Annotated in this window: 12 protein-coding genes; 4 read left to right on the top strand and 8 right to left on the bottom strand. The window is 63.2% G+C overall.

Going from position 1 to position 14170, the window contains the following annotated elements:
* Positions 1-38 precede the first annotated feature (38 nt).
* The 3 genes from GST84_11905 to pxpA all read right to left on the bottom strand — a co-directional run bounded on the left by GST84_11905 (position 39) and on the right by pxpA (position 2745).
* A complete protein-coding gene (locus tag GST84_11905) occupies positions 39-1010 on the bottom strand; it encodes a 5-oxoprolinase/urea amidolyase family protein (GenBank protein XGB13036.1) in 972 nt (323 codons plus the stop codon).
* Positions 1007-1894, bottom strand: coding sequence for a carboxyltransferase domain-containing protein (locus GST84_11900; protein XGB13035.1), 888 nt, complete (start codon positions 1892-1894; stop codon positions 1007-1009). Before GST84_11900 ends, GST84_11905 begins: the two co-directional genes overlap by 4 nt.
* Before the next feature lie 92 nt (positions 1895-1986).
* On the bottom strand, positions 1987-2745 hold the full coding sequence (gene pxpA, locus GST84_11895) for a 5-oxoprolinase subunit PxpA (GenBank protein ID XGB13034.1): 759 nt from the start codon (positions 2743-2745) through the stop codon (positions 1987-1989).
* 120 nt (positions 2746-2865) lie between these two features.
* Here pxpA and GST84_11890 point away from each other — a divergent pair, with 120 nt between their 5' ends.
* The 4 genes from GST84_11890 to GST84_11875 all read left to right on the top strand — a co-directional run bounded on the left by GST84_11890 (position 2866) and on the right by GST84_11875 (position 7555).
* Positions 2866-3783, top strand: coding sequence for a LysR family transcriptional regulator (locus tag GST84_11890; protein ID XGB13033.1), 918 nt, complete (start codon positions 2866-2868; stop codon positions 3781-3783).
* Between the two features lie 192 nt (positions 3784-3975).
* Positions 3976-6042, top strand: a complete 2067-nt coding sequence (treS, locus tag GST84_11885; protein XGB13032.1) for a maltose alpha-D-glucosyltransferase — start codon at positions 3976-3978, stop codon at positions 6040-6042.
* A 172-nt stretch (positions 6043-6214) separates the two neighbouring features.
* Positions 6215-6844 (top strand): riboflavin synthase, encoded by a 630-nt coding sequence (locus GST84_11880; protein XGB13031.1) that lies wholly within the window; start codon positions 6215-6217, stop codon positions 6842-6844.
* Positions 6845-6853: 9 nt separating this feature from the next.
* Entirely contained in the window at positions 6854-7555 is a 702-nt protein-coding gene (locus GST84_11875; GenBank protein XGB13030.1) for a DUF1275 domain-containing protein, read from the top strand.
* Here the strand turns inward: GST84_11875 and proP are convergent, their stop codons facing one another.
* From proP to lhgO, 5 genes are all read right to left on the bottom strand, one after another.
* Positions 7556-9058: a glycine betaine/L-proline transporter ProP gene (gene proP / locus GST84_11870; GenBank protein XGB13029.1), complete on the bottom strand. Its 1503-nt coding sequence runs from the start codon at positions 9056-9058 to the stop codon at positions 7556-7558.
* 158 nt (positions 9059-9216) lie between these two features.
* Positions 9217-10191, bottom strand: coding sequence for a porphobilinogen synthase (hemB, locus tag GST84_11865; protein XGB13028.1), 975 nt, complete (start codon positions 10189-10191; stop codon positions 9217-9219).
* 196 nt (positions 10192-10387) lie between these two features.
* The gene (locus GST84_11860) at positions 10388-11281 is read right to left on the bottom strand and encodes a serine protein kinase RIO (protein ID XGB13027.1); all 894 of its coding nucleotides are present in this window, start codon (positions 11279-11281) and stop codon (positions 10388-10390) included.
* 87 nt (positions 11282-11368) lie between these two features.
* Positions 11369-12760, bottom strand: a complete 1392-nt coding sequence (gene gabP / locus GST84_11855) for a GABA permease (GenBank protein ID XGB13026.1) — start codon at positions 12758-12760, stop codon at positions 11369-11371.
* 150 nt (positions 12761-12910) lie between these two features.
* Positions 12911-14161 carry an L-2-hydroxyglutarate oxidase gene (gene lhgO, locus GST84_11850; GenBank protein ID XGB13025.1) on the bottom strand — a complete coding sequence of 417 codons (1251 nt, stop codon included), beginning with the start codon at positions 14159-14161 and terminating at the stop codon, positions 12911-12913.
* Positions 14162-14170: the final 9 nt, after the last annotated feature.

Below are 14170 nucleotides of genomic sequence, written 5' to 3'. Positions count from 1 at the left end.
CGAGACACAAGGCCGCAGCTACAGCGAAAACATCATGCTCAACTGAAGAGCCTGGCCAGGCAGGCCAGCTTCTTTTTGTACGAACGCCGCGCCTCCAGTGCCTGCTCCAGGCTCACCGGCAGGAACCGCGCCTGCTGGTTGGGCTGCATCTGCCCGATCAGGTCGAGGTCGGCACTGATCACCGTGCCGATCATGGCGTAGCCGCCCCCCGACACTGCATCGCGATGCAGGATGATCGGTTCCAACCCTGCCGGCACCTGGATCGATCCGATCGGGTAGCAGCTGTCGACGATATTGGACGGGTCCGACCCCGCACCGAACGGCTGCTCGCGCGGTTGGAAACTCAAGGCGCTGCCGCCTTTGTAGCGATAGCCGATACGGTCCGCTTCGGAGCCAACCGTCCAGGCGTCGGTGAAGAAACGTTGCGCTGCAGCTTCGGTCAGGCGGTGGAAGTACAGCCCAGGCACCACCCGCAACACCACCTCGCCCCCCAGGGCCTGACGCAGGGCCATGGGCAAGCTTGCACCGGCACGGGTCTTGCCGCTGGGCACGCCCACCGGCAGCAGGTCGCCCGCCATCAGTTTGCGCCCATGAAAGCCACCCAACGCGCCCAGCACGTAGGTGGACCGGCTACCCAGTACCTCGGGCACATCGATGCCTCCGGCCACTGCCAGGTAGGCCCGGGCGCCCGCTGTTGGAAACCCGAAACGCAACACTTGCCCCGCCCGCACGGCAAACGCAGTGTCCGGGCGCTGCTCGCGGCCATCGAGCAACGCTGGCATCTGCGCACCGCACACAGCGACCAGTGCGTCCTGCTGGAACTCCAGCTCCGGCCCCACCAGTGCACACTCCAGGCCCGCAGCGCCGGCCGGGTTGCCCACCAGGTGATTGGCTGCGCTCAAGGCGTACTGGTCGAGTGCGCCGGACGGAGGGATACCCAGGTGGTAGTAACCTTCGCGGCCCAGGTCCTGTACAGAAGTGGCCAGCCCCGGTTTGAGTACCTTGATCATGCCAGCACCTCCTGCAACGATTTGGGGTAGCCGACCGGGTCGGCGAGAAAGGCGTCCAGGAAAAACTCCACGGGACGAATGCGCAGGTCAAAACGGCCCTCCTCCACATCCGCCACCGCCTGGTCATAGGCACGGCGGTCGATGGGTTTGAACTGCACGATGTCACCCGGGCGGAAGAACACCATGTGCTCCTTGAGGTAGTTCAAGGTCTGTTGCGGGTCGTAGATCGGTGCCGGGGTGACGCCGAACATCTGGTAGCCGCCAGCCCCGCGCACCGAGTAGATGCAACCAAAGCAGCCGCCATGGCCCAGGGTGAGCTTGGGCGTGTCGGTACGGGGGCGCAGGTATTTGGGCACCTGCAGCTGCCGCTCGCGCTCGACCATCTGGAACATGAACGGCAGGCCGGCGACAAAGCCCACCATCGACACGAACCATGGCGCGCCACTGTGGGCGGCGATGAATGCCTCGACATCGGCCAGGCCGTTGATGCGCGCGGCGTACTCCAGGTCTGTGCTGGTCGGGTCCTGGTGGCGATCCCGAAAGCGCATCAGGGTTTCATGGGTCCAGGGGTCGTTGTACAGCACCGGGATCTCGATGATCCGCGTCTGCAACGAACGCTCGGCCACCGCCTGCGCCTCGGCGCCGCGCACGGCTTCAAGCAGTGCCTCGGGGGCGATACGGTCCGGGTCGAAGCGGATCTGGAAAGACGCGTTGGCCAGGCATACATCAAGCACGCCATCCAGGGCCAGCCGCTCCACCGCCCGGGTGACGGCCATACCCTTGAAAAAGGCCTCCAGCGACATGCTTTCGCTGACTTCGGCAAACAGGTGCTCGTCGGCGCCGAAGCTATAACGAATCGGGGTTGTAGCAAGCGGTTCGGCCATGACAGTTCCTTTTCTTGGAATCTTTATAGAAAGGCAGGCGAAAACAAAATGCACGGGCTCCGGCTTGTGTGTTTGCCGGATACCTGACGGGTTCAGCGCGGTGCACGCACCACGATGCCAGCCGTATCCAGGGCCTTGCGCGTGGCCTCGACCAGGTCCAGCGCGCCCGGGGTGTCACTGTGCAGGCAGATGGAGTCGAATTCGATGGCCAGGTCCTGGCCTTCGACCGTGCGCACCACGCCTTGGCGGCAAGCGCGCAGCACCCGCTCAGCGACCGCCTGGGGCTCGTAGCCCCGCACATTACGGGTAAACACGATCGACCCGCTCAGGTCGTACTCGCGGTCGGCGTAGAACTCACGAACTACCGGCTGGCCCAGTGCCTGGGCAATGCGACAGATCACCGAACCTGGCATGCAGAACAGCAGCAGTTCCGGCTCGATCACCCGCAGGTTTTCCACCAGCAAATGTGCGGCTTCTTCGTCACGCGCCAGGTGCATGTACAACGCCCCGTGCGGTTTGATGTGCTGCAGACGCACGCCCTGGGCACGGGCTATTTCGCGCAGCGCGCCCAGTTGGTAGAGCATGTCGTCGACCAGCTCCTGCGCCGGTGCATTGATGTGCCGGCGGCCAAAGCCGACCAGGTCACGGAACCCCGGGTGTGCACCCACCGCAACGCCCAGCGCCTTGGCGCGCTCGACGGTGCGGCGCATGGTGCCGGGGTCACCGGCATGGAAACCAGTGGCGATGTTGGCGCTGCTGATGTACCCCATCAGCTCATTGTCGACGCCATCGCCAATGGTCCACGGGCCAAAGCCCTCGCCCATGTCCGAGTTGAAGTCTACTGCTTGCATGACGGCATCTCCTGGCACTTGTGACTGCATGCAAGCCACGTTAGATTCTCCGCACCCCCTTGGGAAGATCTATAAACAGATGGGGTGTCTTCTGAAAATCAGATACTCCGGGAGCCTACCGTGTCACTCACCCTGCGCCAGGTCCGCTACTTCGTTGCCACCGCTGAAATCGGCCAGATCTCCCAAGCGGCGATCCACCTGAACATCTCCCAGTCGGCAGTGACCACGGCCATCAAGGAGCTGGAAGCGATGCTCGGTGTGCTGTTGTTCCAGCGCTCGGCCCAAGGCATGAGCCTGACCGAGGCCGGCCGGCACTTTTTGAACCGTGCCTACGTCATCCTGCGCAGTGTCGACGACGCGTTGAACAGCCCGCTTCCGGACGTGCGCGCCAGTGGCCTGTTACGCCTGGCGGCAAGTTACACGGTGATCGGCTACTTCCTGCCGCACCACCTGCAACGCCTGGAGCACTGGCATCCGGGGGTGACCCTGGAGCTGTACGAGCAGGAGCGCAGCGCCATCGAACAAGGGCTGCTGGAGGGGCGTTTCGACATGGCGGTGGTGCTCACCGCCAACCTCACCCACCCCGACATCGTCTCAGAAACCCTGTTCAACTCCGAGCGCCGGCTGTGGTTGCCCGCACACCACCCGCTGTGCGAACGCTCGGCGGTGAGCCTGGCCGATGTGGCCTGTGAGCCGTTCATCCTGTTGACCGTGGATGAAGCCGAGCAAAGTGCCATGCGTTACTGGGAGCAGGCCGGGCAGCGGCCGGGCGTAAGGGTGCGTACCAGCTCGGTGGAGGCCGTGCGCAGCATGGTGGCCAATGGCAGTGGCGTGGCAATCCTGTCGGACCTGGTGCACCGGCCGTGGTCGCTGGAGGGCAAGCGCATCGAGACGGTGACCATCAGCGACCCGGTGACGCCAATGAGCGTAGGGTTGGCCTGGCACCGGGAACGGGCATTCAGCCCGGCGATGCAGGCGGTGCGCAATTACTTCCATGATGCGTTTCTGGCGCCGCAGCAGTTGTCGGCCCGGCGCTGAGCCTGCCTTTGCAGGCCCGGCCTCTTCGCGGGCGCGCCCGCTCCCACAGGTGCAGCGCAAATCTTCAGCGGTATGGGAGCCTGTGAGAGCGGGCAAGCCCGCGAAGGAACCAACCCCCCATCTCGATCCGAACGTTCAGGCCGCAATGCCGTCATAATCTGAGCCGGTGCCGACACGCAAAGAGGACGCGAAATGACCCAGCCTGACCCGTCATACGTCAAATGGCTCGAAGACCGCGCCATGCTCAAGGCCTCCCAGGACCGCGCCAGCCTGTACTCAGGCCAGTCGCGCCTGTGGCAACAACCCTACGCCGAGGCCCAGCCCCGCCGCGCCACGGAAATCGCCTCGGTGTGGCTCACCGTCTACCCCGACGCCATCATCGCCCCTGAGGGCTGCTCGGTGCTCGGTGCCCTGGCCCACGAAGCATTGTGGAAGCGCCTGTCAGAAATCGGCGTGCAGGGCCTGCACACCGGCCCGATCAAGCTGTCCGGCGGCATTCGCGGCCGCGAGCTTACCCCCAGCGTGGACGGCAACTTCGACCGCATCAGCTTCGACATCGACCCGCTGTACGGCAGCGAGCAGGAGCTGATCCAGATGAGCCGCATGGCCGCAGCGCACAATGCCGTGACCATCGACGACCTGATCCCCTCGCACACCGGCAAGGGCGCCGACTTCCGCCTGGCCGAGATCGCCCATGGCCCTTACCCTGGGCTGTACCACATGGTCGAGATCCGCGAAGAAGACTGGCCGCTGCTGCCCGAGGTGCCCGCCGGACGCGATGCGGTCAACCTGCTGCCCGCGCAGTGTGACGAGCTGAAGGCGCGCCATTACATCGTTGGCCAGCTGCAACGGGTGATCTTCTTCGAGCCGGGCGTGAAGGAAACCGACTGGAGCGCCACGCCACCGGTCACGGGCGTGGACGGCAAGACCCGCCGCTGGGTGTACCTGCACTACTTCAAAGAGGGCCAGCCGTCGCTGAACTGGCTGGACCCGACCTTCGCCGCCCAACAAATGATCATTGGTGATGCGTTGCACGCCCTGGACTGCCTCGGTGCCCGCGGCCTGCGCCTGGACGCCAACGGCTTTCTCGGCGTGGAAACCCGCGCCAGCGGCACCGCCTGGTCGGAAAGCCACCCGCTGTCGATCGTCGGCAACCAGTTGATCGGCGGCATGATCCGCAAGGCCGGCGGTTTCAGCTTCCAGGAGCTGAACCTGACCCTCGATGACATTGCGCAGATGTCCAGGGGCGGTGCCGACCTGTCCTACGATTTCATTACCCGGCCGGCCTACCAGCATGCGCTGCTGACCGGCGACACCGAGTTCCTGCGCCTGATGCTCAAGGAGATGCACGCCTTCGGCATCGACCCGGCCTCGCTGATCCATGCCTTGCAAAACCATGACGAACTGACCGTGGAGCTGGTGCACTTCTGGACACTGCACGCGCACGACATGTACCTGTACAAAGGCCAGACCCTGCCTGGCAGCATCCTGCGCGAACATATCCGCGAAGAGATCTACGAACGGCTGTCGGGAGAGCATGCCCCGTACAACCTGCGTTTCGTGACCAACGGCATTGCCTGCACCACCGCCAGCCTGATCGCCGCTGCACTGGGTATTCGCGACCTCGAACAGATTGGCGCAGCGGATATCGAATTGATCAAGAAGGTGCACCTGCTGCTGGTCATGTACAACGCCATGCAGCCGGGGGTAGTCGCCTTGTCCGGTTGGGATCTGGTCGGCGCCCTGCCCCTGCCCGCCGAAGCGGTTGCCGAACGCATGCTCGATGGCGATACCCGATGGATTCACCGGGGCGGCTATGACCTCGCCGGGCTCGACCCGCAGGCAGAGGCTTCAGTGCGTGGCATGCCGCGCGCCAGGGCGCTGTACGGCAGCCTCGACAGCCAGCTGGACGAGGGTGATTCATTTGCCTGCAAGGTGAAGAAACTGCTGGCTGTGCGCCAGGCTTACGGCATCGCTACCAGCCGTCAGGTGCTGGTACCTGAGGTGAGCAGCCCGGGGCTGCTGGTGATGGTGCATGAGCTGCCAGCCGGGCGTGGTATCCAGATCAGTGCGCTGAACTTCGGCCAGGACGCGATTGCCGAGGAACTGCTGTTGACGGGGTTCACACCTGGGCCGGTGGTCGACATGATCAACGAGACGGTTGAAGGCGATTTGACCGAGGACGGGCGCCTGATGGTGAACCTGGACCCGTACGAGGCACTGTGCCTGCGGATCGTCAACAGCAGCGGGCATGTTTGAATCTGGTGTGGCCCTGCCGTCGGCAAACCGGCTTCGCCCACAAGCACGCCGCCTGCCCAACGCTGGCGCCAGACCTGCAAGCCGGCTTGCCAACCAAGAAGCCGGTCTTGCATTTACTGCGCTACGGGCATAGCGTTCGGAAGTTTTCTTTTCCGTGCCCAGGAGCAACACCATGTACACCGGCATCGTCCAGGCCGTCCGCCCTCTGCTTGATGTGACCACCTATCCGGGCCACAACCAGTTCACCATCGACCTCACCCCGGAATTGCTCGACGAGCTGAAAATCGGTGCCAGCGTCAGTGTCGAAGGTACCTGCCTGTCCGTGACCGAAATCGACGGCAGCCAAGTCAGGTTCGACGCCATGACCGCTACCCTCGAGCGCACCAATCTGCGCAACTTCAAGCCCGGCCAGCACGTGAACATCGAACGTTCAGCGAAGATGAACGCCGAAGTCGGCGGTCACCTGATGGCCGGCCACATCGCCACCACCGCCGAAATCGTCGAGCTGTCGATCAAGGAAACCGGCGCCTTCATCAAGTTCCGCATGCCGCCGCAATGGGGCAAGTACGTGTTTCCCCGCGGTTTCATCGGGGTCAATGGCTGCAGCCTGACGGTCGCTGACGTGGAGGACAACGTGATCACTATCAATTTGATCCCGGAAACCCTGCGCCAGACCACCTTCGCCAGCTACCGTGCCGGTGAGCTGCTCAATATCGAGGTCGACCACCAGACCATGGTGCTGGTCGACGTGGTGGAGCGCACCATCAAAGGTACCCTGGCCCGCGAAAACCTGCTGCCCTGAGGCCTGCGCATGCTCCCTAACGCCCTCCCCGCGCGCACAGCCAGGCGTTTGCGCCTGCAGGTAATGCGTGGTCGCGTCGGCCTCGGCCTGGTCGCCGCCCTGTCGGTGCTGGCCGGCATGACCGATGCCATCGGCTTGCTGGCACTGGGCGATTTCGTCTCGTTCATGAGTGGCAACACCACACGCCTGGCGGTGGCCATCAGTGAAGCAGACCTGGCCCTGGTACTGCGCCTCAGTGGCGCCGTACTGGGCTTTGTCGCGGGCAATGCGCTGGGCGTGCTCCTGGCTCACGGATTGCGCCGTCGAGCCTGGCCGGTGCTGCTGGTGGTTGCCGCACTGCTGGCTTTCGCGGCAGCGTGGCCGTTACCAGCCACCTTCCCCGCACTGTTAGCCGCCACGCTGGCCATGGGCATGATCAATGCCGTAGTCGAACAGGTGAATGGCCTGCCCATCGGCCTGACTTACGTGACTGGCGCCCTTTCGCGTTTCGGCCGCGGCCTGGGGCGCTGGCTGCTGGGCGAGCGGCGCAATGGCTGGCGGGTGCAGTTGGTGCCTTGGGCAGGCATGCTGCTGGGCGCCGCACTCGGCGCCTGGTTGCAACAACACCTGGGCCTGCAGGCGCTGGCCGGCAGCTGCGCGCTGGCCTGCGTGCTGGCGCTGGTATCGCGGTTCATCCCGCGGTCCTGGCAGCGTGGCTACATGCCGCGCTGATCATTCGATACGCGGGTGCTGCAGGGCCAGTTTCTCGCGTTTGGCTTCCAGCTCGGCGATCTGCGCATCGATGTCCTCGATTTTCTGCTCGATGTTGTCGTGGTGCTCCTGCAGCAGTTCACGCGCCTCTTCGATGTCCGATGCCGCGGGTGCCGCGCCGCGCAGGGGCTTGTTGGCAGTTTCCTTCATGGTCAGGCCGGTGACCAGCCCGACAGCGGCGATCACCATCAGGTAATAGGCCGGCATGAACAGGTCGCCTGTACTCTCCACCAGCCACGCAGCGAGGGTCGGGGTAAGGCCGGCGATCAGCACCGAGATGTTGAAGGCGCTGGCCAGGGCACTGTAGCGGATGTGCGTGGGGAACATGGCCGGCAGCGTCGAGGCCATCACGCCGATGAAGAAATTCAGCAGCACGGCAATGATCAGCAGGCCGGCGAAAATAAGCCCGAGCACACCACTGTTGATCAGCATGAACGCCGGAATGGCCAAGGCCAACAGGCCGACACTGCCGACGATGATGAACGGCCGTCGGCCGAACTTGTCGCTGAGCAGGCCGATCATCGGCTGCACGAACAGCATGCCGACCATGATCGCGATGATGATCAGCACGCCATGGTCTTCGCTGTAGTGCAGGTTGTGCGACAGGTAGCTTGGCATGTAGGTAAGCAGCATGTAGTAGGTGACGTTGGTGGCAATCACCACGCCGATGCAGGTCACCAGGCTGCGCCAGTGCTGGGTGGCCACTTCCTTGAACGACACCTTGGGCCCGGAGGCCAGGCCTTCACGATCGCCCTGCTCCAGCTTGTCGACGTGCTGCTGGAACGCAGGTGTTTCTTCCAGTGCATGGCGCAGGTAGAGGCCGATGATGCCCAATGGCAGGGCTAGGAAGAACGGCAGGCGCCAGCCCCATTCGAGGAACTGTTCTTCACCCAGCACCGTGGAAATGAGCACCACCACCCCTGCGCCCAGCACAAAGCCGGCAATCGAACCGAAATCCAGCCAGCTGCCGAGAAAACCGCGCTTGCGGTCAGGTGCGTACTCGGCAACGAAGATTGAGGCGCCGGTGTATTCACCGCCCACCGAAAAGCCTTGGGCCATCTTGGCCAGCAACAACAGGATCGGCGCCCAGATACCAATGCTCGCGTAGGACGGTATCAGGCCGATGGCGAAGGTGCTGAGGGACATGATCACGATGGTCGCGGCGAGGATTTTCTGCCGCCCGAACCTGTCGCCCAAGGCACCGAAGAACAGCCCGCCAAGAGGCCGGATCAGGAACGGCACCGAGAAGGTGGCCAGGGCCGCGATCATTTGCACGCCGGGGTCGGCGTTGGGGAAGAACACCTTGCCCAAGGCATAAGCGACGAAGCCGTATACACCAAAGTCGAACCACTCCATGGCGTTGCCCAGCGCGGCGGCTGTGATCGCCTTCTTCATCTTGGCGTCGTCGACGATGGTGATGTCCTTCAGGCCGATTGGCTGGACGCTTTTCTTGCGAGGTTTCATACCCGTATCCCTGTCGATGAATGCTCTAAGGGATCAGATACAACAGGACACTAAATAATTCAGCGCTTACTGTTTTTTTGTGCGTTTGCGGCACCACCAAACGGCGCCCAAAGAAAAGCCGCTGCAATGGCAGCGGCTTTCATGCCGAAGGCCTGGCTTCAGATACCTTCGCGCGCCAGGTCCATGGCGAAGTAGGTCAGGATCAGGTCGGCACCGGCACGCTTGATTGCGCCAATGCTTTCGCGCACCACCCGGCCTTCGTCGATGGCACCGGCCAGGCCGCCGAACTTGATCATCGCATACTCGCCGCTCACCTGGTACGCCGCCAGTGGCAGGCGCGAAGCGGCGCGGATGTCGGCGATCACATCAAGGTAGGCACCGGCCGGCTTGACCATCAGCACGTCCGCCCCTTCCTGCTCGTCGAGCAGCGACTCGCGCACCGCTTCGCGGCGGTTCATCGGGTTCATCTGGTAGCTTTTGCGGTCGCCCTTCAGGGCGGTGCCACCGGCCTCACGGAACGGGCCATACAACGACGAGGCGAACTTGGTGGAGTAGGCCATGATCGCGGTGTCGTGGAAACCGGCACCGTCCAGGGCGCTGCGGATTGCCTGCACCTGGCCGTCCATCGCCGCCGAAGGGGCAATGAAGTCGGCACCGGCAGCGGCGGCGATGACAGCCTGCTTGCCCAGGTTGGCCAGGGTGGCGTCGTTGTCCACGCCATGGTCATGCAGCACGCCGCAGTGGCCGTGGCTGGTGTATTCGCAGAAGCAGGTGTCGGACATCACCACCATTTCCGGCACGGTGTCCTTGCAGATACGCGACATGCGCGCAACCAGGCCGTTTTCGTTCCAGGTGTCGCTGCCATCGGCATCCAGGTGGTGCGATACGCCAAAGGTCATCACCGACTTGATACCGGCGCGGGCATAGCGCTCGATTTCCTGGGCCAACAGCTTCTCGGGGATACGATTGACACCGGGCATGCTGGTGATCGGCACGAAATCATCGATGCCCTCTTCGACGAAGATCGGCAGGATCAGGTCTTCAAGGCGGAACTCGGTTTCCTGGAAGATCGTGCGCAGGGACTCGTTCTGGCGCAGGCGGCGGGGACGAACGGACGGGAATTGGTTGGACATGACAGCTCCAGGGAATTTGAACGGCGTATACCTTATGCCTGTCGCGCGCCAGTGAAAAGGCTAAATGACGAGATTGTGTCTTGCGTCAATGGCAACGCCCGGGGTTTGCCTGTGTTGGCCTCTTCGCGGGTAAACCCGCGCCTGCAAATCCCGTAGGAACGGGTTTACCCGCGAAGCGGCCGGCACAGGCACTGAATTACTGCAGCCAGGGCGGCGTCACCTCCTCTGCCTTGGCCGGCCCATGCTCAGCTTCGGCGCGTGCTGCACGGCGGCGAGCGTCGTCCATCCGGGCGGCGTCGATCTCGCGCATCACCCCGGTTACGTCAGCCTCATGTTCATCATCCTCGAACACCCCGGTCAACGGGCTGTCGGGCAGCAACTCGCCGGCCTCGTACAACGCCCACATCTCCTGCGCATAGCGGGTGCTTTTCAGCTCCGGGGCAAAGCGCCCGAAATAATGGGCCATGTTGTCCACATCGCGCTGCAGCATGCTGAAGGCGTGGTTGTTGGCGGCGGCATCCACTGCCTGCGGCAGGTCGATGATCACCGGCCCGTCCGGGCCGAGCAGCACGTTGAACTCGGACAAATCGCCATGCACCATTCCGGCGCACAGCATCAACACGATCTGGCGAATGACGAAGGCATGGAACGCGCGGGCATCTTCAACTTCCAGGTGTACGTCGTTCAGGCGCGGGGCCGCATCGCCATCGGCATCGGTCACCAGTTCCATCAGTAGCACGCCGTCCTGGAAGTCGTAAGGCTTGGGCACCCGTACACCCGCACCGGCCAAACGGAACAGCGCAGCCACTTCGGCGTTCTGCCAGGCATCCTCGGCTTCTTTGCGGCCGTACTTGCTGCCCTTGGCCATGGCCCGGGCCTGACGGCTGTTGCGTACCTTGCGGCCTTCCTGGTATTCGGCGGCCTGGCGGAAGCTGCGCTTGTTGGCTTCTTTGTAGACCTTGGCGCAGCGTACCTCGCTGCCACAGCGCACCACGTACACAGCGGCTTCCTTGCCACTCATCAACGGCCGTAGTACTTCGTCGACAAGGCCGTCTTCGATCAACGGTTCGATTCTTTTAGGTGTCTTCATCAGGCTGCGTTCAGGGTCCTGGCTTTGTTGGCGGACATCCTCTCACAGCCTGATGCGACTTGCTCGTCTGTCTTCAGGCCAGACGAATCAGGCGCGCTGCCCTACGCCAGCAACCGCCGCCCCGCGCGCCCGGCGTCGGGTCACCAGCACCCCCGAGCACACCACCAACACCGCCAGCACCATCGTCGAGACCACTTCCAGGCGATGATCCGGGCGGAACAGCATCAATACCAGTACGCCGCTGATGAACAGGATCACGCCCCAGGTCAGCCACGGGAACAGCCACATGCGGTAACCGAGCGTCTTGCCCTGTGCCGTCAGGCGCTGGCGCAAGCGCAACTGGGAAATGGCGATGACCAGATACACCAGCAGGGCGATGGCGCCGGAGCTTGCCATGAGGAAGCCAAACACCTTGGCCGGCACCAGGTAGTTGGCGATCACCGCCAGGAATGCAGCCCCCGTCGACAACAACACGGCCACCACGGGTGTACCACTGCGGCTGGTTATCTGGGCACAGGCCGGGGCATCACCACGACGGCTAAGCGAATAGACCATGCGCGAGGCGGTGTACAGCGACGAGTTGAGGCAACTGGTCACCGAGGTCAGCACCACGAAGTCGATGATGGCCTTGGCATTTGGCACGCCCAGGGTGTCCAGCACCGTGACATAAGAGCCTTCGGTAGCTAGGCGTGGGTCAGTCCACGGTACCAGTGCGATGACGATGAAGATCGACAGGATGTAGAACAGCGTTATCCGCCAGATCACCGAATTGGTGGCCTTGGAAATATGCTTGCCCGCCTCGTCGGATTCAGCCGCAGCAATGGTCACCACCTCGGCCCCGAGGAACGAGAACATGGTGATCAGCATGGCGCTCAGCACCGCACCAAAGCCGTTGGGCATGAAACCACCGGTATCCCACAGGCGCGAGACGCCGCTGACGCCGGACCCAGGCAACAGGCCGAAAATGGCGCAAACACCCAGGGCGATGAAGCAGACGATGGCCACCACCTTGACCAGTGCCAACCAGAACTCGAACTCACCGTAGTTCTTCACGCTGAACAGGTTGGTGGCCGTTAGCAGCAACGTGATCACCAACGACAGCACCCAGATCTCCAGCTGCGGGACCCAGGAGTTGATGATGGTAGCGGCGATATTGGCCTCGATCGGGATGATCAGTACCCAGAACCACCAGTACAGCCAACCGATGGTGTATCCGGCCCATTTGCCGATGGCGAGGTCGGCGTAGGTTGAGAACGAGCCGGTGTCCGGAGAGGCAACGGCCATTTCGGCCAGCATGCGCATCACCAGCACCACCAGACCGCCCGCCAGGATATAGGCCAGGATGGTGGCCGGCCCCGCTTCGGCGATGGCGCGGCCAGAGCCGACAAACAGCCCGGCGCCGATCACGCCGGCAATGGACAGCATGGTGACATGCCGTGATTTCAATCCATGACTCAAATTGTTCTTGTGGGTTTGCATGGCGCTACCTTGTTGTTTTTGTCATGCCCACGCAGGGGCCGCCGGCTGCACGTCACCGACGCAGGCGCGAAAAAGCCCGCCCTGCCCTGAATGGTGAGCAGGGCAGTACGGGTTGAGTAAAACGAAACCGCAGAAGGTGTTACCGGGCTGTCAGCTGGCAGCCCTCTGGCTGGCCGACAGGTCGGCCTTGGGGAAGTTGCCGCCCTGCAGGCCGACCTGCTCGCACACTTTCTCGACGATGTAGGCGCCGATCGGTATGGCCGAGGTAGCGGCTGGTGACGGTGCGTTGCACACGTTGACACTGCGTGCAGTGTTGACGAACAGGAAATCGTCGATCAGCTTGCCGTCGCGCGACACCGCCTGGGCACGCACGCCGGCCGGGTAAGGCGTGAGGTCGGCTTTGGTAATGCTCGGGCAGTACTTCTGCACCTGCTTGAGGTACCCGCCCTTGAACAGCGAGTTCTTCATCTCGATCAGGCCCGGGCGGAAGTTCTTCGCCAGCACCTTGAGGATGCCGGGCGTGGTCAGGGTCTGGAACAGGTCGCTGGGGCTGACATCGGTCTTGCGGTAGCCCTCGCGCTTCATCGCCAGGACGGCGTTGGGGCCTACGGTGACGGTGCCGTCGATCATGCGGGTAAGGTGCACCCCCAGGAAGGGCATCGACGGGTCGGGAATCGGGTAGATCAGGTGGTTGACGATCTGATTGTGCTGCTTGGGCAACAGGTAGTATTCGCCACGGAACGGGCAGATCACGAACTCGGTACGCAGCCCGAGCATGCCCACCACGCGGTCGGCCATCAGCCCCGAGCAGGTCACCAGGAAACGGCTGCGCAGTTCATCACGCTGAGTGCGCACGATCACTTCATTTGCCTGTTCCTGCAGGCCGACCACTTCTGCGCCATAGCGGATTTCGCCACCGGCACGCTGGAACTCTGCGGCCATCGCAGCGGTTACCTGGGCGTAATTGACGATGCCGCTGGACGGTACGAAGATGCCCCCCATACCAACGATGTTGGGCTCACGCTCGCGCAACTCCTCAGCCGACAGCCAGTAGCGCTCCAGGCCATTGGCCGCCGTGCGCTCCCACAGCGCCTTCATGCGCTGCATTTCCAGATCGTTGGTGGCGACCAGCAACTTGCCGCACTCATCGAAGCGGATGCCATGTTGGGTGCAGAAGGCTTTGGTCGCCTTGTTGCCTTCAAGGCAGAAGCGCGCCTTGAGGCTGCCGGGGGTGTAATACACGCCGGCGTGGATCACGCCGCTGTTATGGCCGGTCTGATGGCGGGCCGGGCCAGACTCTTTCTCCAGCAGGAGCATCTTCGCATCCGGGTAGACCTTGATCAGGTGCATGGCCGTGGACATGCCCACAATCCCGCCGCCAATAATGATGAAATCGTACACAGCCTTACC

Source organism: Pseudomonas putida (genome assembly GCA_041879295.1).
Taxonomy (GTDB): domain Bacteria; phylum Pseudomonadota; class Gammaproteobacteria; order Pseudomonadales; family Pseudomonadaceae; genus Aquipseudomonas; species Aquipseudomonas putida_Y.
The sequence above is the reverse complement of the archived record's forward strand: the minus strand, read 5'-3'. Positions and strand labels throughout refer to the sequence as shown.

Coding starts and splice junctions, on each gene's coding strand:
- GST84_11905 (XGB13036.1), bottom strand. CDS start 1,010: ATGATCAAGGTACTCAAACCGGGGCTGGCCACTTCTGTACAGGACCTG.
- GST84_11900 (XGB13035.1), bottom strand. CDS start 1,894: ATGGCCGAACCGCTTGCTACAACCCCGATTCGTTATAGCTTCGGCGCC.
- pxpA (XGB13034.1), bottom strand. CDS start 2,745: ATGCAAGCAGTAGACTTCAACTCGGACATGGGCGAGGGCTTTGGCCCG.
- treS (XGB13032.1), top strand. CDS start 3,976: ATGACCCAGCCTGACCCGTCATACGTCAAATGGCTCGAAGACCGCGCC.
- GST84_11880 (XGB13031.1), top strand. CDS start 6,215: ATGTACACCGGCATCGTCCAGGCCGTCCGCCCTCTGCTTGATGTGACC.
- GST84_11875 (XGB13030.1), top strand. CDS start 6,854: ATGCTCCCTAACGCCCTCCCCGCGCGCACAGCCAGGCGTTTGCGCCTG.
- proP (XGB13029.1), bottom strand. CDS start 9,058: ATGAAACCTCGCAAGAAAAGCGTCCAGCCAATCGGCCTGAAGGACATC.
- hemB (XGB13028.1), bottom strand. CDS start 10,191: ATGTCCAACCAATTCCCGTCCGTTCGTCCCCGCCGCCTGCGCCAGAAC.
- GST84_11860 (XGB13027.1), bottom strand. CDS start 11,281: ATGAAGACACCTAAAAGAATCGAACCGTTGATCGAAGACGGCCTTGTC.
- gabP (XGB13026.1), bottom strand. CDS start 12,760: ATGCAAACCCACAAGAACAATTTGAGTCATGGATTGAAATCACGGCAT.